This is a genomic window from Aureimonas sp. AU22, from assembly GCF_001463745.1.
Taxonomy (GTDB): Bacteria; Pseudomonadota; Alphaproteobacteria; order Rhizobiales; family Rhizobiaceae; genus Aureimonas.
On sequence record NZ_BBWJ01000004.1, the window covers coordinates 340,674 to 364,281 of the forward strand.

General features: G+C 68.4%; 15 protein-coding genes. 4 read left to right on the plus strand and 11 right to left on the minus strand.

The features are described from left to right. Nucleotides 1-135 precede the first annotated feature (135 nt). Both AUL34_RS21765 and AUL34_RS21770 read left to right on the plus strand, forming a co-directional pair. Nucleotides 136-294, plus strand: coding sequence for a DUF3309 family protein (locus AUL34_RS21765; RefSeq protein WP_082653082.1), 159 nt, complete (start codon nucleotides 136-138; stop codon nucleotides 292-294). 88 nt (nucleotides 295-382) lie between these two features. After that, on the plus strand, nucleotides 383-541 hold the full coding sequence (locus AUL34_RS21770; protein WP_082653083.1) for a DUF3309 family protein: 159 nt from the start codon (nucleotides 383-385) through the stop codon (nucleotides 539-541). Between the two features lie 28 nt (nucleotides 542-569). Here AUL34_RS21770 and AUL34_RS02165 read toward each other — a convergent pair whose 3' ends face one another. From AUL34_RS02165 to AUL34_RS02215, 11 genes are all read right to left on the minus strand, one after another. Further along, nucleotides 570-1,778 (minus strand): MFS transporter, encoded by a 1,209-nt coding sequence (locus AUL34_RS02165; RefSeq protein ID WP_061930414.1) that lies wholly within the window; start codon nucleotides 1,776-1,778, stop codon nucleotides 570-572. Further along, complete coding sequence (locus AUL34_RS02170) at nucleotides 1,775-2,611, minus strand: DeoR/GlpR family DNA-binding transcription regulator (RefSeq protein ID WP_061930416.1); 837 nt, start codon at nucleotides 2,609-2,611, stop codon at nucleotides 1,775-1,777. The genes AUL34_RS02165 and AUL34_RS02170 overlap by 4 nt, the downstream gene beginning before the upstream one ends. Before the next feature lie 102 nt (nucleotides 2,612-2,713). Beyond that, nucleotides 2,714-6,172 carry a pyruvate carboxylase gene (gene pyc / locus AUL34_RS02175; RefSeq protein ID WP_061930419.1) on the minus strand — a complete coding sequence of 1,153 codons (3,459 nt, stop codon included), beginning with the start codon at nucleotides 6,170-6,172 and terminating at the stop codon, nucleotides 2,714-2,716. Nucleotides 6,173-6,296: 124 nt separating this feature from the next. Beyond that, nucleotides 6,297-6,692 (minus strand): VOC family protein, encoded by a 396-nt coding sequence (locus tag AUL34_RS02180; RefSeq protein WP_061930422.1) that lies wholly within the window; start codon nucleotides 6,690-6,692, stop codon nucleotides 6,297-6,299. A 140-nt stretch (nucleotides 6,693-6,832) separates the two neighbouring features. Further along, nucleotides 6,833-7,726 carry a DMT family transporter gene (locus AUL34_RS02185; protein WP_061930425.1) on the minus strand — a complete coding sequence of 298 codons (894 nt, stop codon included), beginning with the start codon at nucleotides 7,724-7,726 and terminating at the stop codon, nucleotides 6,833-6,835. Between the two features lie 306 nt (nucleotides 7,727-8,032). Then, the gene (locus AUL34_RS02190; protein WP_061930428.1) at nucleotides 8,033-9,091 is read right to left on the minus strand and encodes a Gfo/Idh/MocA family protein; all 1,059 of its coding nucleotides are present in this window, start codon (nucleotides 9,089-9,091) and stop codon (nucleotides 8,033-8,035) included. Then, complete coding sequence (locus AUL34_RS02195; RefSeq protein WP_061930431.1) at nucleotides 9,088-9,873, minus strand: ThuA domain-containing protein; 786 nt, start codon at nucleotides 9,871-9,873, stop codon at nucleotides 9,088-9,090. The genes AUL34_RS02190 and AUL34_RS02195 overlap by 4 nt, the downstream gene beginning before the upstream one ends. 64 nt (nucleotides 9,874-9,937) lie before the next feature. After that, nucleotides 9,938-12,646, minus strand: a complete 2,709-nt coding sequence (gene treY, locus AUL34_RS02200) for a malto-oligosyltrehalose synthase (protein ID WP_061930434.1) — start codon at nucleotides 12,644-12,646, stop codon at nucleotides 9,938-9,940. Beyond that, nucleotides 12,643-14,505, minus strand: coding sequence for a 4-alpha-glucanotransferase (malQ, locus tag AUL34_RS02205; protein ID WP_061930437.1), 1,863 nt, complete (start codon nucleotides 14,503-14,505; stop codon nucleotides 12,643-12,645). The genes treY and malQ overlap by 4 nt, the downstream gene beginning before the upstream one ends. Beyond that, the gene (gene treZ, locus AUL34_RS02210; protein ID WP_082653084.1) at nucleotides 14,505-16,382 is read right to left on the minus strand and encodes a malto-oligosyltrehalose trehalohydrolase; all 1,878 of its coding nucleotides are present in this window, start codon (nucleotides 16,380-16,382) and stop codon (nucleotides 14,505-14,507) included. Before treZ ends, malQ begins: the two co-directional genes overlap by 1 nt. Nucleotides 16,383-16,573: 191 nt before the next feature. Continuing rightward, nucleotides 16,574-17,713, minus strand: a complete 1,140-nt coding sequence (locus tag AUL34_RS02215; RefSeq protein WP_082653085.1) for a putative zinc-binding metallopeptidase — start codon at nucleotides 17,711-17,713, stop codon at nucleotides 16,574-16,576. Nucleotides 17,714-17,908: 195 nt separating this feature from the next. On the opposite strand from AUL34_RS02215, the gene AUL34_RS02220 reads away from it, so the two are divergent. Together AUL34_RS02220 and AUL34_RS02225 are read left to right on the plus strand one after the other, a co-directional pair. Further along, nucleotides 17,909-21,232 carry a DUF2126 domain-containing protein gene (locus tag AUL34_RS02220; RefSeq protein ID WP_061930440.1) on the plus strand — a complete coding sequence of 1,108 codons (3,324 nt, stop codon included), beginning with the start codon at nucleotides 17,909-17,911 and terminating at the stop codon, nucleotides 21,230-21,232. A gap of 1 nt (nucleotide 21,233) precedes the next feature. Beyond that, complete coding sequence (locus tag AUL34_RS02225) at nucleotides 21,234-23,603, plus strand: circularly permuted type 2 ATP-grasp protein (RefSeq protein ID WP_244492412.1); 2,370 nt, start codon at nucleotides 21,234-21,236, stop codon at nucleotides 23,601-23,603. Nucleotides 23,604-23,608: the final 5 nt, after the last annotated feature.

A 23,608-nucleotide genomic window follows, 5' to 3' on the forward strand; every position in this document is an offset into this window, starting at 1 on the left:
TATATCGCCGTTCGTCTCGTCCATGAAAAGAGGATCATCGTGTCGCGACCGTGACGGTCGGCGCCGCGGGGCTTGCCCGACCTCCTCCACGCCCCTATTGCGGCCACGGGTTCCCCCAAGCCAACCGGAGATCCGATGCCACCCGGCGCCGCCCTTGCCCTCTTCGCGTTCCTCATGCTGGCCGCGCTCCTGCCGATCTGGCCGTGGTCGCGCGGCTGGAGCTACCGCCCGGCCATCGCATTCGGCGTCTTCTTCACGGTCGTGGTGATGGCCTGGGTCACGGTGCTCATCTGACCGCGGTGCATGCGCGTCGCGCCGGCGGAACCGGTGCGACATAACGTCGTTGTGATGGCGTCCGGTCTCGCGTCACAAGGAGTTGCGTATGTCTCTCGGAACCATCCTCCTCATCATCCTCATCCTGCTCCTCATCGGTGCCTTTCCGGGATGGGGCTATTCCCGGTCCTGGGGCTATGGACCGAGCGGCATTCTCGGCTTCCTGCTGGTGGTCGTCCTCGTCCTGCTCCTGCTCGGCCGTATCTGACGCCTTTTTCGTCGGTTGCCGGAGGCCTTCAGGCTTCCGGCGGCCGATCGGCGCCGCCAGTCAGCGGCGACAGCGCCAGGATCACGAGCAGGCAGGCACTGAGCCCTAGGAACACGGCCTGAAAGCCGAAATGCTCGGCGAGGTAGCCGATCGCCGAGGGCGCGATCAGGATGCCGGAGTAGCCGATCGTCGTCGCCATCGAGATGCCGACGCCGGGCTTCAGCCCCGGTACGTTGCCCGCCGCCGAGAAGGCGATCGGCGCGATGTTCGACAGGCCGATGCCGAGAAGCGCAAAGCCGAGGATCGCCACGGTCAGGTTCGGCGCCAGCCCGACGATGGTCAGCGCGCCGATGCCGGCGAGCGCCGAGAGGCGCAGAGTGCGGACCGCGCCGAGCCGGTCGCGGATGCCGTCGCCGAGGAACCGGAACAGCGCCATGACGGCGGAGAAGGCGGCGAAGGCGAAGCCCGACATGGCGACGTCCGCGCCGAGCTCCGAGCGCAGGTAGATCGCGCTCCAGTCGATCGTCGCCCCTTCCGGTACCATGCCGAACAAGGCGCAGACCCCGATGCCAATGACGGCGAGCCGCGCGCCGGAGGTTGCTCCCGGCGTGCCCTTCCCGTCCGTCGCCCTTGCCGTGGTCTCCGCGGCGTCGCGGTCTTCCAGCATCGACCGGCCGATCGGCCAGAGTGCGGCAAGAAGGATCGCCGCGACGAGGACGAAGTGCCCGACGCTTCCGAGCGACACGATCAGGAAGCCGCCCGTCGCGGCGCCGATGAAGCCTCCGACCGACCAGAAACCGTGACACGACGACATGATGGCGCGCGGGCGCTGCCGCTCCACCGACACGGCGTTGGCGTTCATCGCGACATCCATCCCGCCCATGGCCGCGCCGAAGAGAAGGATGGCGAGGCCGGCGGTCGCGACGTTGGGCGCCAGGACGAGGATGGGCAGAGAGATCGCGAGCACCGCATGCATCACGAGCGAGGTCTGGCGTGAGCCGAAGCGCGCGGTCGCCGCGCCGAGGAGCGGCATCGCCAGGACAGCGCCGAGACCGAATGCAAGGATCATGAGGCCTAGCTGCGCTTCCGAAAGCCCGAGACGCTGCTGCAGCAGCGGGATCTGGGGCGTCCAGTTCCCGAGCACGAAGCCGTTGGCGAGAAAGGCGGCAGAGACGGCCAACCGCTCGCGCGGCCACGCATGCCGCCAGGATACGGGACGAAGTGCGTCGGCGGTCATCGGGTCGTGTCCTCAAGGGTGCGCGCGTTTGCGCGGCGAATGGCGGCGGTTTCGGCATCGGCGCGGGTGACTGCCACCCCCTTCGCCAGGAAGGGCTCCAGCGCTGCGACCGGACAATCGTGCTCGACGAAGAGATGCGCCCGCTGGTCGATCGGGGTGACATGAAACGATGCGGCGGTGCCGATCTTCTCGTTGGTGACGGCGACGGCGATCTCGCCGGCCCGTGCGGCCAGCAGCGCCTTGAGGTCGGCCTCCTCGAGATCGTGCGAGGTGACCCCCGCCCCCGCATCGACGCCGCACACGCCGAGCACCAGCACGGACGGTCGCATCCGCTCCGCCTCGCGCAGCGTCTGCGCCCCGAGGCACGCGCCGCTGACCGGATCGAGACGCCCGCCGAGCAGCACCACGGACACGCCTCGCTTGTCCTGCAGGGCGCAAGCGATGGACGGGGTGTTGGTGATCACCGTCAGCCCCGAATCCGCCGGCAGGGCCTGGGCCACGGCCATATTCGCGGAACCGGCATCGATGAAAAGCGACGAACCCGGCATGATCGTGCGAGCGATCGCACGACCCAGAAGAACCTTGCGACAGCGATCCCGTGTGAGACGCTCGTTGAGCGAGCCATCCACGGGCGCTGGCGGAAGCGCTCCGCCATAGACACGGCGGCACTCGTCGCGCGCGGCGAGCTCTCGCAGATCCCGGCGCACGGTGTCCTCCGACACGCCGAAGTTGGCGGCCAGCTGGACCGCGAGCACCCGGCCGTCCCGCTTCAACCATTCGCGGATCACGGCCTGCCGCTGTTCGGCCAAGAGATGTGGCGAAGCCTCGCCCATGGAACGTCTCCTCGTTCGGAGACCCTCCATGCACGTTCATGCGCGTTCGGTCAAACCGGATGAACTCGGCATCAGTCCGGGCTCATTCCGACAAGCAGGCGCCTACTGGAAGACGACGAGCAGATCCTTTGCGTCGATCTGATCGCCGGCCTTCACGTGTACGGCCTCGACGGTGCCGTCGGCTTCGGCATGGAGCGCGGTCTCCATCTTCATCGCCTCGATGGAGAGGAGGACGTCGCCGGCCTTCACGCTCTGGCCGGGGCGGACGGCGAGCGTCGAGACGACGCCGGGCATCGGGGCTGCGACATGGGCGGCGTTGCCGGGTTCGGCCTTCGGCCGCGCGGTCCCTGAGCCGTTGCCCCTGGCGCGGTCCGGCACCTTGATGCGGCGCGGCTGGCCGTTGAGCTCGAAGAACACCGTCTTCTTGCCCTTCTCGTCCGTGTCGGCCGAGCCGAGGCAGCGGATCACCAGCGTCTTGCCGGGCTCGAGATCGACGAGGATCTCCTCCTCCGTCTCGATGCCGTAGAAGTAGTTCGGCGTCGGAAGCGTCGAGACGGGCCCATAGGTCTCGGCGGCAGACGCGAAGTCGGCGAAGACCTTCGGATACATGAGGTAGGAGGCGAACTCCTGACTTGAGACCGTGCGGCCGAGCTTCTCCTCGATCTTCGTCCGTTCGGCGCCGAGATCGGCGTCCGGGATCAGCGAGCCGGGGCGCGCGGTGATCGGCGCCTCGCCCTTCAGTGCCTTGCGCTGCAGCCCTTCCGGCCAACCGCCCGGCGGCTGGCCGAGATCGCCGTGCAGCATGGAGACGACCGACTCCGGGAAGGCGATGTCACGCGAGGGGTTCTCGACATCGGCGACGGAGAGGTCCTGCGCCACCATCATCAGCGCCATGTCGCCGACGACCTTCGAGGACGGCGTCACCTTGACGATGTCGCCGAACATCAGGTTCGCCTCGGAATAGGCTTTGGCCACCTCGTGCCAGCGCGTGTCGAGGCCGAGCGAGCGGGCCTGCTCCTTCAGGTTGGTGAACTGGCCGCCCGGCATCTCGTGGAGATAGACCTCCGAGGCCGGCCCCTTCAGGTCGCTCTCGAAGGCGGCGTACTGGTTGCGCACGGCCTCCCAGTAGAAGGAGATGCGGCGGATCGCGTCCTGGTCGAGGCCGGGGTCGCGACCTGAGCCCTTCAGCGCCTCGTTGAGCGAGCCGAGGCAGGCCTGCGAGGTGTTGCCCGAGAGCGCGTCCATCGCCGCGTCCACCGCGTCGACGCCGGCATCCACCGCCGCGAGGATCGTCGCGGCCGCGATGCCCGACGTATCATGCGTGTGGAGGTGGATGGGGATGCCCACCTCCTCCTTCAGCGTCCCGATCAGCACGCGGGCTGCGGCCGGCTTGAGGAGCCCCGCCATGTCCTTGACGCCGAGGATATGGGCGCCCGCGCGCTCCATCTCCTTGGCGAGATCGACGTAGTACTTGAGGTCGTACTTCGAGCGGGCCGGATCGAAGAGATCGCCGGTGTAGCAGATCGCGCCCTCGCACAGCTTGCCCGATTCCAGCACCGCGTCCATCGAGACGCGCATGTTCTCGACCCAGTTCAGGCAGTCGAAGACGCGGAAGAGATCGACGCCCCCCCGTGCCGCCTCCGCCACGAACCGCTTCACGACGTTGTCGGGATAGTTGGTGTAGCCGACGCCGTTGGAGCCGCGCAGCAGCATCTGGAGAAGGATGTTGGGCGCCTTGTCGCGGATGGCGCTAAGGCGCTCCCACGGGTCTTCGGTGAGGAAGCGCATGGCGACGTCGAAGGTCGCCCCGCCCCAGCATTCGAGCGACAGAAGCTGCGGCAGCGCGCGGGCATAGGCGTCCGCGATGCCGACGATGTCGTGGGTGCGCATGCGCGTCGCCAAGAGCGACTGATGCCCGTCGCGCATGGTCGTGTCGGTGACGAGCACCTCGCCCTGCGCCAGCATCCAGTCGGCGAAGCCCTTGGCTCCGAATTCCTCCAGCTTCTGGCGGGAGCCGGGCCGGATCGCGGCATCGAAGCGCGGCGCCGCCGGCTTCCTCGCGTCCGCTGGCGGCTTTGGGCGTCCGCGCGTCTCCGGATGTCCGTTGACGGTCACGTCGGCAAGGTACGTCAGGAGCTTCGTGGCACGATCGCGGCGCTTCACCTGCGCAAAGAGCTCGGGCGTCGTGTCGATGAAGCGCGTCGTGTAGCTGTTATCGGCAAAGGCCGGGTGCGTGATGATCGCTTCGAGGAAGGTGAGGTTCGTCGCCACGCCCCGGATGCGGAACTCGCGCAGCGCGCGGTGCATGCGCGCGATCGCCTCCCCGGGGCTCGGCGCCCAGGCCGTCACCTTCTCCAGAAGCGGGTCGTAGAAGCGGGTGATCACGGCGCCCGAATAGGCCGTGCCACCGTCGAGTCGGATGCCGAAGCCCGTCGCGCCGCGATAGGCGGTGATGCGGCCATAGTCCGGGATAAAGTTCTGCTCGGGGTCTTCCGTCGTGATCCGGCACTGGAGGGCGTGGCCGTTGAGGCGGATGTCCTCCTGGGCGGGGACACCCGATTCCGGCGTGCCGATCGCATGCCCGTCGAGGATGTGGATCTGCGCCTTGACGATGTCGATGCCGGTGACGACCTCCGTCACGGTGTGCTCGACCTGGATGCGCGGGTTGACCTCGATGAAGTAGAAGGCGCCCGTGTCGGCATCCATCAGGAACTCGACGGTGCCCGCGCCCACGTAGTTCGTCGCCGCGCAGATCGTTCGCGCATAGGCCGCGAGCTCGCGCCGCTTGGCGTCGTCGAGATAGGGCGCGGGCGCGCGCTCCACGACCTTCTGGTTGCGGCGCTGGATGGAGCAGTCACGCTCGAAGAGGTCGACGACGGTGCCATGGGTGTCGCCGAGGATCTGCACCTCGACATGGCGCGCGCGTTCGACGAGCTTTTCGAGATAGACCTCGTCCTTGCCGAAGGCGGCTTTCGCCTCGCGCTTGGCCTCCGTCACCTCGCGCGCGAGGTCCTGCGGCTGGCGGATCGCGCGCATGCCGCGCCCGCCCCCGCCCCAGGAGGCCTTCAGCATCAGGGGATAGCCGATCGTCTCGGCAAGGCGCGCGACCTCGGCCATGTCCTCGGGCAGCGGGTCGGTCGCCGGCACCACCGGCACCCCGACCTCCACCGCAAGGTTGCGCGCGGCGACCTTGTTGCCCAAGCGGCGCATCGTGTCCGCCGTCGGGCCGATGAAGGTGATCCCGGCCTCCGCACAGGCATCGACGAACTCCGGGCTCTCCGACAGGAGGCCGTAGCCGGGATGGATGGCGTCCGCGCCCGACTCCCTGGCGACCCGGATCACCTCCTCGATCGAGAGATAGGATTCGATCGGCCCGAGATCTCGTGCGAGATGCGGCCCGCGCCCGACCTGGTAGCTCTCGTCCGCCTTGAAGCGATGCAGCGCGTACTTGTCCTCCTCCGCCCAGATCGCCACCGTCCGCAAGCCCAGCTCGTTGGCCGCGCGGAACACGCGGATCGCAATCTCTGACCGATTGGCGACAAGGATCTTGGTGATGGGCACGAACGCTTCCCCCCGGAACGAATTTCCACTGCAGTTGCCGAGCTAACGACAGAACGCTGCCGGTTGCAATGCAACACGACGGCAGCGCAGCAGCCTGCGTCACGGCAATCGAGCGCAGGCTCGTTCAGGCGAACCGCCAGCCGCGCTCGAGGACTTCGATCCGGTAGCCGTCGGGATCGACCACGAAGAAGAAGCGCGCCTCGCCGCCGGACGAGTGCGACAGCACGCGGATCGGCTGAGGCGACAGGCCCTCGGCTTCGAAGCGCGTATGCTCGGTATCGAGATCGGCGACACTGACCGCCAGATGGCCATAGCCATCGCCGAGATCGTAGGGTGCAGCGCGGTCGTTGTTGACCGTCAGCTCCAGTTCGAAGCCGCTCTCGGCGTTCGACAGGTAGATCAGCGTGAAAGTCTCGAACGCCAGCCGCTCGGCCACGGCAAGCGCGAAGGCACGGGCGTAGAAGTCGACGGAGCGCGCTTCGTCGCGAACGCGGATCATCGAATGAATGAGCTTGGCCATCGTGCGTGTCCCTCTGCAGCAGATCTGCCGGAGGCAATAGGCCGAGCCGACCGCGATGCAAAAGCCTCGATATGAAGAAGCCCGCCGGCGCATGGCGCGGGCGGGCTCGTATCAGGCCGGGAATGGCTGCCGCCAGCGCGTCAGGCGCGCAGGAGGCGCGTTCTCCAGCTGCGGGCAGGCGTCGCCGCGCCGGACGAGCCGCCGCTGAGCGTCGACAGGCCGCAGAAGCCGACGAGGGCCATGCCGGCCACGGCGATCGGGTCCGGAACCTCGCCGAAGAACAGAGCGCCCAGCACCGCCGCCCAGACGATCTGGCTGTATTGCGTCGGGGCGATCTGGCTGGCCTGCGTGATCCGGGCCGCCATCACGATGGTGATGTGGCCGATGCCGGCGCAGAGCCCGCCGAAGACGAGGATCGGCATGTCCGCGACCGTCGGCACCACGAAGTGCGGGATCATCAGGACACCGTTCACACAGACCGCCGCAAGGAGCACCGCGCCGACGAGCGTCAGACGCTTTTCCGTCGGCCCGAGGGTGCGCAGGATGATCACCGTGAGCGCCCCGACGAAAGCGCAGATGAGCGCTGCCAGATGGCCGAGCGTCAGCGCGTTGAAGCCCGGCCGCACGACGAGGATCACCCCGGCGAGGCCGCCGAGCAGCGACGCCCAGCGCCCGAGACCCACCACTTCCTTCAGGAACACCGCGGAGAGGACCGCAACGAAGACCGGGAGCAGGAAGATGAGCGCATAGGCCTCGGCCAGCGGCAGAGAGACGAAGGCGTAGGTCGCGGTCATGCCGCCGATCGTGCCGGTGGCCATGCGGGCCAGCACCAGCCAAGGGCGCTTCGGGCGAACGATCGAGCGCCACGTGTCTTCCGGCCGCTTGGAGAGCAGCGCCGGGAGAAGAGCGAAGAGGGAGATGAAGAAGCCGATTTCGAAGACCGGCATCGAGGAGGAGCCGAGGGCCTTGGCGGCGGCGTCCGAGCAGGAATAGGCGAGGTACGCCAGGAAGGCGAGTAGGATTCCGGTATGCATCGCAGTGCGGCTTCGAGGGTGCGGGAACAGGGACGAGCCGGCGTCGCGATCTGGCGATCATCTGCCCCGTAGGGCGCGTTTTCGTGTTGAGGGCGGTCGGCATGCGCAACATCGCGCATGACGGTTGATAGTCCGTTTATGTGCGTCGCCGCAACGACGCCAAATGGCTGATTCCGATCATCTTCTCTTACCGATTGGCATGCCGCGTGATGACGATTCGCGGGGCCTCGCCATTGCGGCGAAAGCATGAAATCCGGATGACGGCGGTAAGAATGCGCCGTTGTTGCCGACTTGCGCCGACAGGTATCACGCTACCGTAAGCCAGCGCCCCTCGATGTCCGACACGAAGCACATGTCGAGCAGCTTCTGCACCTCGGCCGCGTGCCGAAAGTCGGGCTGCCCGTTGTCGCCCGACATCAGCGCCATGGCGAAGCGATGCTCGTTGCGCGGGGTGACCGGACATTCGACGACACGCCAGGTCTGCGTTTCGATATCGGCTCCGAGACAGGCTTCCAGGCGCGAGTCCGCGTGATTGGCCCAGATGCGCAGAGCCCCCGTCTCGCCGTAGATCGCGAGATTCAGGTCGTTGAGCTTGCCTGTGGCGTAGCGCGTCATGTGGATGGTGCCGAGCGCGCCGTTCTCCATCTCGACCGTCATCGCCACGCTGTCGTTGACGTCGAGCGCATATGCGCCGATCTTGGCCCCCTCGGCCTTGTCGTAGGTCTTCATCCTCGCTTGCAGCGCGGCGACGCTCAAGGTCGTGCCGAAGCAGACGAAGTCGAGGATATGAATGCCGATGTCGCCGAGCACGCCCTTCGATCCGTGAGCCGAGGACAGGCGCCAGAGCCAACGCTCGTCCGTGCGCCAGTCGCCCCAGTGCGGGCTGGTGAGCCAGCTCTGGAGATAGCTGGCCTCGAAATGCCTGACCGTGCCGATGCGCCCCTCCTCCACCATGCGCCGCGCCATCTGGATGGCATGGGCGTTGCGATAGGTGAGGTTGACCATGTTGACGAGGCCGGCGGACTCCGCGGCCTGCGTCATCTCCAGCGCGTCCGGGTGGTTCAGGGCCAGCGGCTTCTCGCAGAAGACCGGCTTGCCGGCTGCGATCAGCTGGAGGCTCGTCGCTTTATGCGCCCCGTCCGGCGTCGAGTTCACGGCGGCGTCGAACGCTCCCCAGGCGATCGCATCGTCGAGCGAGCCGAAGGCGTCGGGGATCGCGTGCTCGTCGGCGAACAGACGCGCGCGCGCCTCGTTGGTATCGACCGCCGCCACCAGTCGGCAGCCGGGAATGCCGGCGAAGTGCTCGGCGTGGCGATGCGCGATCGACCCTGTTCCGAGGATCAGGATGCGCTTCTCGCCACTCAACGGAAGCCTTCCTCGCCTGCCGCGTGCAGCGACAGGCCCTTCCTGACGATCTTCTCTCGCGCCGCCTCGACCGGCACGTTGGGCGCGTCGGACACGTCCTTCCAGGGCCTCGCCGGATTGTAGGCCCATCGCACCGCGTTGCGCAGGACGGTCTGGATCTGCGTGTCATGGTAGATCGGATAGGTCTCGTGTCCGGGCTCGAAGTAGAAGATCCGACCGGCCCCGCGCTGATAGGTGAGCCCTGAACGGAACACCTCGCCGCCCTCGAACCAGGAGACGAAGACGGTCTCGAGCGGTTCGGGAACCAGGAAGGGCTCGCCGTACATCTCGGAGTTCGGCAGCTCGATCGCCCGGTCGATGCCTCGGGCGATCGGGTGCGAGGGGTTGATCACCCAGAGCCGCTCCCGCTCGCCCGCCTCGCGCCAGCGCAGCGAACAGGGCGTGCCCATCATGCGCTTGAAGATCTTCGAGAAATGCCCGGAATGGAGCACCAGCAGCCCCATTCCCTCGTTCACCCGCTGCTGAACGCGGTCGACGATCTCGTCCGACACGCGCCCGTGTGCCTTATGTCCCCACCAGACCAGAACGTCGGTCTCGTCGAGCCGCGCCTGAGGCAGGCCGTGCTCGGGCTCCTCCAGAGTGGCGGTGCTGGCCTCGATCTCGGCATCCGCGCCGAGCGCGTCGGCGATCGTGCGGTGGATGCCGTCGGGGTAGATCGAACGCACGGCCGCGTTCTCGTGCTCATGGAGGAACTCGTTCCAGACGACGGTGCGGATCGGCATGAGATCAGGTTCCTCCACTCGTATGCGGTCGGCGGCGCGCATGCGTGCGTGCCGCCGGTGCTTCTCAGTCGGCGATCAGCAGGGCGACGGGCAGATCCGCCAGAAGGGACGCGAGCGGCAGCGAGGGCGCGCCTGCGACGGACTTGAGGTTGAGGATGTCCTCGAAGCGTGCACCCGACAGCTGCGACGGCAGGCGCACGGCCGTGTCGCCCCAGGCGGCGGGATCCGGCATCGGGGTTTGCGCGCGCTCGCCGAGCAGCCCGAGCGCCAGACGGGGCGCGACCACGAGCGCATAGCGCCCCTGCTCGTCCGCCCGCGCGAAGGCGACCACGTGGTCGCTCTTCGCTCCCGTCACCTCCAGGGCCATGTAGCGGCCGGTGGTGAAGAGCTCCGGGGCCTTGATGCGGGCCTTCAGCGCGGCGGCCGTCAGCTTCGCCTTCACCCGCCCGTCCCGCCAGGCGGAGAGCGTCTCGGCGACACCGTGCCCGTCCGTCATCGCGGCCTCGCGGGCTCGGAAGTCGATCTTGCGCCGGTTGTCGGGGTCCACGAGGCTGAGATCGTAGAACTCGGTGCCCTGGTAGATGTCGGGCACGCCGGGCGCCGTCAGCTTGAGCAACGTCTGCGACAGCGACGTCAGCGCGCCGGCCACCACGAAGGGCTGGACGGCGCGCCAGAACACCTCGAGGAAGTCGCCGCTCTCGCGCTTCGACAGCGCCGCTTCGACGAAGCCTTGCAGCGCGCCCTCGTAGACCTCGTCCGGTGCGGTCCATGTCGTGTAGCGCTTCGCCTCGCGCGCGGCCTTCTGCGCGAAGGCGACGAGCCGCTGCGAGAGTTCCTTGCGCATCGCTTCGTCGGCCGGATCGAAGTCGGCCGGGATGACGCCGAGGAGCGCCTGATAGAAGCCCCATTCGGTGGCCGGGTCGGGCGACACGAGCCCCTCGCCCGCGTCCTTGCGCCATGCCGACATCGCTTCGGCGGCGGTCTTCACGATCTCGGCCCAGCGCTCGGGCGCCTCGCTGATCGTGTAGAGGCGCGCGCGGGCGTCCTCGCCGCGCTTGGTGTCGTGCGTGGAGGAGGCCATCAGCCCCGCCGGCTGGTCTTCAAGACGGATCGCCATCTCTGCGTGGAACGCCGCCACGTCCGCGCCGTAGTGATCGGGCTCGCCACCCACCTCGTTGAGCGCAATCAGGCGGTTGTAGCGATAGAAGGTGGTGTCCTCGACGGCCTTCGCCATCACCGCGCCGGTGGTCTGCTGGAAGCGCCGGGCGAAGTTCAAGGCACCGGTCACGTCGCGCCCGTCCTCGAAGTCAAGCTTGAGAAGCTTGCCGACGAAGGCGACGGGCCGGTTGGCCTCCACCTCGCGCCGGCTCTGGGCGAGCGCCACCGCGTCGTCGATCACCTGGATATCCGCCTCCGGCACGCCGTCGACGCTGGCATAGGTGCGGTACACCGGCAGCGCGGCGGCAACCTCGACGATCGAGCGCGTCATCGCGTCCCGGCCGAAGTCGCGAGTGTCGAGATCGCGCGCCGCCACCGCGAGCGCCTCGTCCGTGAGGAAGGCCAGTTCGCCCGCCAGGTTGTGGCTGAAGATCAGGCGCTTCTGCTCGACGATCATCTGTCGGAGGTCCTCCTCCGTCCCGACGAAATCGGCATAGGCCTTCGTCATCGCCTCTTCCTGCGAAGCGTCGACATAAAGGCCGGACAAGGCGGTGATGAACTCGTAGCCGGTGGTGCCGGCGATATTCCAGGATCGACGCAGGCGCTCCGGTCCGGTGAGGATCTTCTCGACGTGGATCGTCACGTCGCGCCCGATCGCCTCGAAAGCGCGAGCGAGGTCGGCGAGGTAGTTCTTCGGGTCCGCGACACCGTCCACATGGTCGATGCGGATGCCGTCGAGCCGTCGCTCGCGCGCAAGACGCAGGATCGTGCGGTGCGATTCGCGGAAAACGCGGCGCATCTCCTGCCGCACGCCGATGAGATCGGCGATCTCGAAGAAGCGGCGGTAGGACAGCTTCTCACGCGCAAGGCGCCACCAGGCGAGGCGCCAGGCCTGCGCCTCGTGCAGCGTATGAAGGGCGTTCCTGTCGGCATTGATCGCCTCGACGCCGCGCTTCAGCTCGGCGAGGAAGGTGGGATCGGTCACGTGCTCGGCGAAGCGCTCGTTCAACTCCTCCCCGTCCGCCGGGACCGCCGCCGAGAAGCGCCGCACCATGCGATCGCGCTCGGCGTGATCGACGAAGGCGAAGACGTGGCTGAGCGTGCGCGGATCGAGCGGCAGTTCGTAGCCGCCGGCCGAGAAGCGCAACTCCCGGCGTTCCTCGTTGTAGACCACCGACAGGTCGCCGTCCTTCAGCGCCTCGCCATAGGGCTTGCCGAGGGTTGGAACGAGGATCTTCTCGGCCTCCCAGGAAATGTCGAAGGTCTGCGCGAAATGGCTGTCCTGCCCCCAGCGCAGGACGTCCTCCCACCAGGCATTGGCCGGCGAGACACCCATATGGTTGGGAACGAAGTCGAGGATCAGGCCGAGATCGGCCGACGACAGGGCATCCGACAGCTTCTTGAAGCCGGTGTCGCCGCCGAGGTCGTCCTCGAAATGGTTGTAGTCCACGACGTCGTAGCCGTGGGTCGACCCGGGCGAGGCGGCGAAGATCGGCGAGGCGTAGAGGTGACTGACGCCGAGCGTCCGGAGATAGGGGATCAGCCCCTCGGCCTCCCCGAAGCCGGTGCCTTCCCGGAACTGGAGACGATAGGTGGCGACGAGGGGTCGGCTCATGCGATCTCCGGTCTTTCCTGGCGCATGGCGCGCGCCATCGCCTGGAAACGTGTGTCGGCGCCCAGATCCTCGAGGGTCACCTCGGATCGGATGCGCCAGTTGGGATATTCGTCCATCGTGCCGGGCAGGTTGGGCTGGCGTTCGGCCATGACCATGTCCTCCACCTGCACGGCAAAGAGCATGGAACCCGTGCGCGCGCCGAAGCGATGGATCGCGAGCGCGAGCTCCAGACCGAGGTCGGCGGGCAGTTCACCCTCGCCTCGCGCTGCGGCCATCCATTCGGGCGGCAGGAGGCCTTCATGGTCCAGTGCGGCGAGGAGCGTGCGCCGATCCCGCGCCCGACCCTTGAGGTCGCGCGCCGTTGCGGCCTCGTCCTGCCGCCCCGTCTCGGACCGCAAGCGGATGTCGGCCCCGCGCCACCAGCCGGCGAGCGTCGCAAGGTCATGGGTCGAGATGCAGGCGAGCGAACGCTCGGGGTATTGGTCGATCGACTTGAACAGCCCGTCGTCCCAGCGCTCGAAGTACAGAACCTTGTAGGCCAGGATGTTGGCGTCGTGCATCACGTCGCGGAAGCCCTCGGGAACGGTGCCGAGATCCTCGCCGATCACCATGCAGCGCATGTCCTGCGACACGCGCGCCACGGCATCCACCATGGCGCCGAGGGGGTAGCGCACATAGCCGCCACCGCCGGAACGGGCAGTCTCGGGGATCCACCAGAGCCGTGCGAGCCCCATCGCGTGGTCGATGCGGATGGCCCCGGCATGCTCCATCAGCGCTGCATAGGCCGAGGAGAGCGGTGCATAGTTGCGCTCCGCCAGCGCCCGCGGCGAGAGCGGCGCGAGGCCCCAGTCCTGGCCGTCCGAGTTGAACATGTCGGGCGGCGAGCCGACGCGCGCCTCGCGCACCGTGAGGTCCGGGTCGGCCCAGGTTTCCGCTCCGTCGGGGGACACGCCGACCGCAAAGTCCAGGTAGAGGCCGATGGCCATGCCGGCGCCTCGCGCGCGGCGCTGCGCCTCGCCCAACTGCCGATCGCACTGGAACTGCAGCCATTCGTGGAACCGCACGGCGTCGGCGTTCCCTGTCTCGAAGGCGCGCACCGCCTCGCTCGACCGCTTGTGGAACGCGTCCGGCCATGCGTGCCAGCCGGCGCTCCCACCCTGCCCCCGCATGTCGGCGGAGATCGCCTCGAAGAGGGCGAAGTCGCGCAGCGCGTCGCCGCCCTTTTCGAGATAGGCGCGGAAGTCCTCGTCCGCGGCCAGCCCGTCGCGCGCCGCCCCGTACACGGCGCGCAGGAGCCGATGTTTCAGCGCGCCCATCGCGCCGTAGTCGACGAGATCGCCATCCAGCCGTTCGAAGGACTCCGGCGTTTCGCGCCGCGCGCGCTCGATGGCCTGTGCGCCGCCGGGAAGCGCGTCGATCGCGAGGTAGAAGGGATTGAGGAAGCGGCGGGTGGACGGCGAATAGGGACTGTAGCGCCCGGCGTCGGACAGGAAGAGCGCGTGCAGCGGGTTGACCCCGACGAAGCTCGCCCCTTCCGCGGCCGCGATCTCGGCGAGGTGTCCGAGATCCTGGAAATCGCCGATGCCGAGGCTGCGCGCGGACCGCAGGGCATAGAGCTGGCAGGTGACGCCCCATCGGCGCGGCGCGGCCGCGCCTTCCGGCAGCATGCAGGCGAGCGAAGGGCGATGCTCCGCATCACCGAACGTGCCGGTCTCGCCCTCCTCCGGATCGACTTTCAGAGCGCTGAGAAGCGCCGATTTGGCGGCATCGGGGATCTCCTTCGCCTCGCCGAGCTCCGACTTGTAGCGGATCTGGATGCCGTGGCTTTCGGCAAGCCGGTCAAGCGAGCCGTCCGCCATCACTTCAATCCCGCAAAGAGCTGCACGTCCGAAAGCGCGAAGAGGACGGTCATTCCCGGCAGGCTTCCCTCGGCCAGGGCGCCGGGTGCCGACTTGTGGTTCGTGTAGACGATTTCGGCGTCGGCGATCTTTGCAGCGTCCAGCCCCGCCGGAAGCGTGTACGCGTCGTCGGAGAGGTTGGCGAAGAGGTGATAGACCCGGCCCGGTTGCAGTTCCCAGGAGACCACGAGCGAAAGCCGGTCGCTGAAGGCCTTGCCGCAGCCGCCCCGCGCGCCATCCAGCAACGGCATCAGGACATCGCGTCGCTGGGTCAGGAGCTTGGTCGTCACCTGCATGCGGCGGCGCTGGATCGGGCGGGAGATGAGGTCCCAGTCGATGCGCGAGATCTCGAAGGTGCGTTCGGAATTGGGATCGGGGAAGACCTCGGCGGCCTCCTCGTCCTCGAAGGCCGCGAACTTTCGGAATTCCTTCTTCCGCCCCTTCGACACGGCGCTCGCCAGTTCGCCGTCGAAATCGGTAAAGAAGCAGAAGGAGTTGCAGTCGCCGAACTCGTCGCCCTGGAACATCAGCGGGATCTGGGGCGACAGGAGCAGGATCGACTGGAGGCAGTCGTAGATCCGGGCGCTGCTGAGCGAGCGGAGACGGTCGCCGAAGGCCCGGTTGCCGATCTGGTCGTGGTTCTGGATGAAGTTCACGAAGGCGGTCGGCGGCAGGTGCGCCGACGGGTTGCCGACCTCCCGCTCACGATGCGCCGACATGTCGCCCTGGAACACGAAGCCCGTCGCAAGGGCGCGGGCCATCTGCTCCGTGCTGCGCGGGTCGTAGTCGCGATAGTAGGCTTCCTGCTCGCCCGTTCCCAGAACATGGGCGGTGTGGTGGAAGTCGTCGTTCCACTCGCCCGACACCAGCGGCACCGTGCCGTCCTCGCGCCGTTCGATGTGCCAGGTGATGTTCCGGTCGTCCTCGGTCGTGATGTGGACGTGGCGGTCCGCGACCACCTCGCGCACCCGCGCCGCCAGTTCCTTGACGAGCGGCGTGTCGGTCGTGTCCTTGATGCTGTCGATCGCATCGAGGCGCAGACCGTCGATGCGGTACTCGGTCAGCCAATAGAGCGCGTTCTCGATCATGAAGTCGCGCACCGGCTTCTCGTCATAGGCGATGGCCGCGCCCCAGGCGGTCGAGATTTCCGCATGGAAGAACTCCGGGACATAGGAAGGGATGTAGTTCCCGTCCGGCCCGAAGTGATTGTAGACGACGTCGAGGAACACCATCAGGCCGCGCTCGTGCGCAGCGTCCACGAGGCGCTTCAGCCCCTCCGGTCCGCCATAGACCTGATGCGGGCAATAGAGCAGCGTGCCGTCGTAGCCCCAGCCGCGCTGGCCGCCGAACTGGGCGATGGGCAGAAGTTCGATGGCGGTGATGCCGATGTCGCGGAGGTAGTCGAGCTTCGGGATGATGGCGTCGAACGTGCCTTCGTCGGTGAAGGTGCCGACATGCAGCTCGTAGAAGACGCATTCGTGCCAGGGCCGCCCCTTCCAGTCGGCCGTACGCCACTGGTGCGCGGTCGGATCGACGAGACGCGACAGCCAGTGGACGTCGCCCGACTGCGCGCGGGCGGCGGGATCGGCGACCAGGCTCTCGCCGTCGATGCGGAAACCGTAAGACATGCCGGGTCCGACCGACGTGGCGATCGTCTCCCACCACCCATCGTCGGTCTTCACCAGCGGCTGGTAGTGATCAGGCTCGTTGCTGTCCGCTTCGGCGACGGCAAGTTCCACGCTCTTGACGCTCGGGGCCCACAGACGGAAGCGGCTGCCCTCGGGCGCATAACGCGCGCCCCAGCTCGTATCGAAGGAGAAGGTATCGCGGCCGCTCATGCCCACTGTGCCTCATGTCGATGCTTGAAACGGGCGCCGGGGCACCCACGCTGGATGAAACGCGGCGGACTGGAACTGCGGGCCGCGACGTCGAGCGTTAAGTGGAGCGGGAGAACCGTCCGGCAGGGGGCCGGACGGAGCTTTATTGCATAGCGGGATGGACGTTTCGTGCGGGCGCCCGCCGCCCGCCTTCAGGCGGCGGCCGACGCCCCGGCGCCCGTCGCGTCCGTCACGACCGGCGCAGCCCGTTCCAGGGGACGCGCGGCGTGGCCGATCCGGCCGTGGACGAGATCGTGGATGAAGCCGAGCTTGGCGATCACCGTCGGCGACAGGACGAAGGGGTAGAGGTCCTGCAACCCCATGGCGCGATTCATCGAGTTCAGCGCCTGGCTGACAGCGAGCCAACCGTCGTTGATCTGGGTGATCGTGGTCTCGTCGTCATACACCTTGAAGTCGAGGTCGGTGGTCAGAATCCCGTCGCGATCGAGCCGAGGGTGGATCGTCATGCCCCAGGAACCGGCGACTTCCAGCGAATCGACGATATGAAGGTAGTGCGCCCAGGTCTCGGCGAAGTCCTCCCACGGATGAACGGCGGCATAGGACGAGACGAACTCCTCCTGCCAGTTGGGCTTCGGACCGTTGGCATAGTGGATCTTCAGCGCCTCGCCGTAGTCCTGGCGGTCGTCGCCGAACATGGCGCGGCATTCGTCCAGCGCACCGCCGTCGCGCACCAGGATGTCCCAGTACCAGTGGCCGACCTCGTGACGGAAATGGCCGAGAAGGGTCCGATAGGGCTCGCCCATCGCGGTGCGTCGCGCCTCGCGCTCGGCATCGTCGGCCTCCGCCAGAGCGACGGTGATGACGCCCTGATCGTGGCCGGTCATCACTTTCTCGCTCGATGCCGGATCGTCGGCCAGGAACTTGAAGCCCAGACCCTCAGGGTGCTCGTCACGGGTGTAGAGAGGCAGTTGCAGGCGAAGCAGCGTATAGAACAGACGATGCTTGGCGGCCTCCATCTTGGCCCAGAGCGCCTGGTTCTCCGGGTTCGAGAGGTCCGGCACCATCAGGTTGTGCCGGTCGGCGAGGCAAAGGAGCTCGGGGTTCTCGGCCGGAATGAGCCAGTTGCAGACGCCGTACTGGTAGTTGTCGCAATAGCGCCAGTGCGAGCCGTCGCTGCCCCTCCCGACCGACACGAAGTCGGTGCCCGCCGGCTCGAGCGCCAGGACGCGGTTGGTGCGCGGCTCGTAGCCGAGCGCATGGCCGCACCGCTCGCAGAGCACGTTGTTGAAGAAGACGACCTGATCGCAGGACGGGCAGGAGAACAGCTTCATCGGGGATCCCTCGGGGCGCCCGCCGGCCGGGAGGCGGGGTCGGCGCGGTAACTCGGTCGCGCACAAAGGGTTCCAGCGACCAAACCCAAGCGTCCACATGCCAAATCCGACTTTGCCGCATCGCAGCAGTTTCCGACGCCTCGCCTTGTGCCTACAGTGCGTCTCGTCGAATCCAACGTTCAGGTCCGGGAACCGATGCCGATCCTCGCCGCGCTGCGTCACCTGACCCACTACCGATACGACCGGCCTGTCGCGCTTGGGCCCCAGACGATCCGCCTGCGCCCGGCGCCCCATTCGCGCACGCGGGTTCCCGCCTACGCCCTGCGAATCGAACCCGCCGGGCATTTCATCAACTGGCAACAGGACCCGTTCGGCAACTGGCTGGCGCGCGTCGTCTTCCCCGAGAAGGCGCGCGAGCTGCGCATCGAGGTCGATCTCCTCGCCGACATGACGGTCTACAATCCGTTCGACTTCTTCGTAGAGGAATGGGCCGAGACCTTTCCCTTCGCCTATGGCGAGGACCTCGCGACCGACCTCAAGCCCTATCTGCAGACCGAGGCCGCCGGCCCGCGCCTCCAGTCGTTCCTTCACGCCGTCGACCTGACGCCCGTTCGCACGATCGACTTCCTCGTCGCGCTGAACCGCAAGGTGGAACAGGCGATCGACTACACGATCCGCATGGAGCCGGGCGTCCAGACGCCGGAGGAAACGCTGGAGAAGACGTCGGGCTCGTGCCGCGATTCGTCCTGGCTGCTCGTCCAGGCCTGCCGCCATCTCGGCCTCGCCGCCCGCTTCGTCTCCGGTTACCTCATTCAGCTGAAGCCCGATCGCGTCGCGCTCGACGGCCCCGCGGGCACGGCCCATGACTTCTGCGACCTCCATGCCTGGGTCGAGATCTACGTGCCGGGCGCTGGGTGGATCGGCTTCGACCCGACCTCCGGCCTGATGACCGGCGAGAGCCACGTGCCGCTCGCCGCCACGCCGCACTACCGCTCCGCCGCGCCCATTGCCGGGGCCGTCGAGGCGGCGGAGGTCCAGTTCGACTTCGACATGAACGTCACGCGCGTGTCGGAAGCGCCGCGCGTCTCCAAGCCGTTCTCGGAGGAAAGCTGGCAGGCGCTGGACGCGCTCGGTGCTGAGGTCGACGCCGGCCTCGAGGCGATGGACGTTCGCCTGACCATGGGCGGCGAGCCGACCTTCGTGTCGATCGACGACTTCGAGAGCGGCGAATGGAACGCCGATGCCACCGGACCAGCCAAGGCGGGCCTCGCCGACGGGTTGCTGCGCCGTCTTCAGGCCCGCTTCGCCCCCGGCGGCTTCCTGCATCACGGCCAGGGCAAGTGGTATCCGGGCGAGACGCTGCCGCGCTGGACCTATTCGATCTACTGGCGCCGAGACGGCCAACCGATCTGGCGCGATCCGCGGCTGCTCGCCGCCGATGGCGACAAGCCCGCCGCCGCGACGGTGGAAGAGGCGCAGGCGTTGGTCCGCGGGGTCGCCGAGCGGCTTGCCGTCGATCCGGACAACGCCCTGACCACCTTCGAGGACCCGGCATACTGGCTGACGCGCGAGGCGAGGCTCCCCGAGAACGTCACGGCCGGCGACTCGCGCCTCGACGATGCCGAGGAGCGCTCCCGCATCGCCAAGGTGTTCGACCGTGGCCTCGCGCAACCGGTCGGGGTGGTGCTTCCCGTTCAGGCTTGGCAGGCCCTGCCCTCGCGATGGATGTCGGAGCGCTGGACGACGCGGCGCGGCCACGTGTTCCTGGTGCCGGGCGACAGCGCCATGGGCTACCGCCTGCCGCTGGCCTCGCTCGAGCATCTGCCCCCCGCCCGCTACCCCTACACCCATCCCGCCGACCCGCAGCAGCGGTTCGCGCCCCTGCCGCAACGGGAAGCCCTCGGACAGGTGCAGGAGCGGATCGAGAAGCCGGATCCTCAACCGGCGTGGAGCCCGCCGGAGGCGGGAGCGGAAGCCGAGATCGGCGGCTCCGTGCGCACCGCGCTCGGCATCGAGCCGCGCGATGGCATCCTGCACGTCTTCATGCCGCCGCTGGAGACGGTGGAGGCCTATCTCGACCTCCTCGCCGCCGTCGAGGATGCGGCGGCAAGCCTCGGCCAGCCGGTTCGCATCGAGGGCTACGCGCCCCCCTTCGACCCGCGCCTCGACGTGGTGCGCGTCGCGCCCGATCCCGGCGTGATCGAGGTCAACGTCCACCCCGCCCGTTCATGGGACGAGGCCGTCGCCATCACCACGGCCGTCTACGAGGCCGCCCGGCAGTCGCGGCTCGGCACCGACAAGTTCATGGTCGACGGGCGGCATGCCGGAACGGGCGGCGGCAACCATGTGGTGGTCGGCGGCGCGACGCCGGCCGACTCGCCCTTCCTGCGCCGGCCTGACCTCCTGAAGTCGCTGGTGCTGCACTGGCAGCGCCACCCTTCGCTGTCCTATCTCTTCTCCGGTCTCTTCGTCGGGCCGACGAGCCAGGCGCCCCGGATCGACGAGGCGCGCCACGATCAGCTCTACGAGCTCGAGATCGCGATGGCGCAAGTGCCCGCCCCCGCAGAGGGCGCCGCGCCGCCGCCCTGGCTGGTGGACCGCCTGTTCCGCAATCTCCTCGTGGACGTGACGGGCAACACCCATCGCTCCGAGATCTGCATCGACAAGCTCTATTCGCCGGACGGGCCGACGGGCCGGCTCGGCCTCGTCGAGTTCCGCGGCTTCGAGATGCCGCCGGACGCGCGCATGAGCCTGGCACAACAACTCCTGATCCGTGCCCTGGTCGCCGCCTTCTGGCGCCGGCCTCTGGCGGGCCGCTTCGCGCGCTGGGGCACGCAGCTCCACGACCGCTTCATGCTGCCCGAGTTCATCTGGGCCGACTTCCTGTCGGTGCTCGGCGAACTCGGCGACGCAGGCTATCCCGTCCGACCCGAATGGTTCGAGGCGCAGTGGGAATTCCGCTTCCCCTTCTGCGGCAAGGTCGAACGCGAGGGCGGCGTCTCGCTGGAGCTGCGCCAGGCGCTGGAGCCCTGGCACGTCATGGGCGAGACGGGTGCGATCGGCGGCACGGTGCGCTTCGTGGATTCCTCGGTCGAGCGGCTTCAAGTGAAGGTGGCCGGCTTCGATCCCGCCCGTCACGTCGTCACCTGCAACCGGCGCCCGGTTCCCCTCGCGCCGGGCATCGACATCGGGACCGCGGTCGGCGGCGTGCGGTTCAAGGCCTGGCAGCCGGCTTCGGGCCTGCACCCGACGATCCCGGTCCATGCGCCGCTGACCTTCGACATCTACGACCGCTGGTCGAATCGCTCGCTCGGCGGCTGCGTCTACCACGTCGCCCATCCCGGCGGACGCTCCTACGACACGTTCCCGGTCAATGCCAACGAGGCCGAGGCCCGGCGTCTCGCCCGCTTCGAGGACATCGGCCACACGCCGGGGGCCTTCCACCCCGCGTCCGAGATGCCGGATCCGAGCTTCCCGACGACGCTCGATCTACGGCGGCCGGCCTTCCTTGCGCTCTGACGTGTCCCAGACGCAGTCGCAGACGCAAGCGTCCCCCTCGCCCGGCCTGGTCGCGAGACGGGCGGTCGCCGGTGCGTTCGACGAGATGGTCGCACCGGACGGAAGCGTGCGCCCCGCCTATCGCCCGGTCGTCGACGCGCTTCAGGCCCTGTCGGGACCGGAGCGCGTGGCACGGTTCGGCGCGGCCGAGCAATACCTGCGCGAGGCCGGCGTCTACTACCGCGCCGACGAGGACGGCGGCGCGAGGCTCTGGCCGCTCGCCTTCCCGCCCTTCGTGATCGACCCGGTGGAATGGCGGGCGCTCGAGGCGGCGCTGGTGCAGCGGGCGACCTATCTGGAGCGGCTGGTCGCCGATCTCTACGGCGAGCGCGCGCTCGTGCGCGAGGGCATTCTTCCCGGCCGCCTCCTCGGGCACAACCCGGAGTTCCTGCGCCCGCTGTCCCGACAGGGCCTCGGGCCCAAGCCCCTGATCCGCTTTGTGGCCGTGGATCTCGGACGCGGCCCCGATGGCACATGGCGTGTTCTGGGAGACCGCACGCAGGCCCCGTCCGGCACGGGCTTCGCACTCGAAAACCGCGTTGCCACGTCGCGTGCGCTCCCCGACCTCGCCCGCCAGCTCCACGTGCGCCGTCTCGCCGGCTTCTTCGCGCGGTTCCGCGAGACGCTGGAAACCTTGAACGACCAGGACGGGGCGCGCGTCGGCCTCCTGACGCCCGGACCCTTCAACGAAACCTATTTCGAGCACGCCTATCTCGCCCGCTACCTCGGCTTCCACCTGCTTGAAGGCGGCGACCTCGTGGTGCAGGGCGACGAAGCGAAGCTACGCACGGTGGACGGGCTGCGGCCCGTCGGCGTCCTGTGGCGACGTCTCGATGCCGACTATGCCGATCCGCTGGAGCTCTTCTCGCAGTCGCGCATCGGCACGCCCGGCCTCCTGCGGGCGGTGCGCGCGGGCAAGCTCGAACTCGTCAACGCGCTCGGCTCCGGCATCCTTGAGACCCCGGCCTTCGCCGCCTTCGAAACGGCGCTGGCGAAGCGGCTGATCGGCGAGCCGCTGGCGCTGCGTTCGGTGGATACCCTCTGGTGCGCCGACCCGGCGAGCCACGCCGAGGTGCGGGGCGGCGATTGGACGCTCGGTCCCGCGTTTCCCGGGCAGACGGGACGCGCCCTCCCCGACCTCGCCCTTCCGCCGGAACCGGGCGACGCCGTGCATCTCGTGGCGCGCCGCGTTCCGCCGCTGTCCCGTGCGCCGATGGAGCTGGGCGGCGACATGGTGTCCCGTCCCGTCACGCTGCGGGTGTTCCTGGCCCGGTCGTCAGAAGGCTGGGATGTCATGCCGGGAGGCTTCGCCCGGGCCTCCCATGCACCAGGCGAGGCTGTGCCGGCGATCGGGGCCGGCGGGCGATCCATGGATGTCTGGATTCCCGGCGACGAGGCGGACGTGCCGATCACGCTTCTGTCCTCGGCTCGGGATTTCCGCCGCCGCCTTCCGGGATCGCTCCCGGCGCGCGCAGCCGACAACCTCTTCTGGCTCGGGCGCAGCGCCGAACGCACCGAGGTCGCGATCCGTCTCTGGCGCGCGAGCCTGGAGCGCGGCGGCGAGGAGCGAGCGAGCGCCGTCGACGCCGCACGCCGCGCGATCCTGACCCGTTCCGGAATCGCTGCCGCGGACGCGTTGACCGGCATCCACCGCACCGCCCGCACGGCCTTCGACATCGCCTCGCGGATCCGCGACCGCTTCTCGCCGGACGCCTGGCGCGTGCTTGCCGAGGTGGTGGAGCTTCTTACCGAAGCGCGCAGGGCTGCGGCCCCCACCGACCACGCCGCCCTGGCGGGACGACTCCTCACCCGCCTCGCCGGTTTCTCCGGCCTCGTCGAGGAGAACATGTACCAGTTCGCCGGCTGGCGCTTTCTCCAGTGCGGTCGCCGCATCGAGCGCGGCGAGGCGACGGCGTCGGCCTGTGCCGAATTCCTGGCGGCCGGTGGGGAGGGCGTCTCCGAGGCGCTGCTCGAATTCACCGACAGCCGCCTCACCTATCGCCGCCGCTTCTCGGTGGAGCTTCATCCCGAGACCGTAGCGGATCTCTGCCTCCTCGATCCGCTCAACCCGCGTTCCGTGGCCTATCAGGTCGCGGCCGCGCGGCGCGCCATGGCCGACCTTCCGGGCATCCACGCAGGCGAAAGCCTCGACCCGGCCGCGCGGCGCATCGCAAGGCTTCACGTGCGCCTGGAGACCGCCGTCCCGGCCGAGGTCACACCCGACTTTCTCCGGCGGGTGGCACGGGACCTGCGCGACATTTCCGATCTTCTGTCCGCGCGCTATTTCGCGGTGGCCCCCGAAGCCGCGATCGAGCGTCTCGGCAGCGAGTAGGCCCA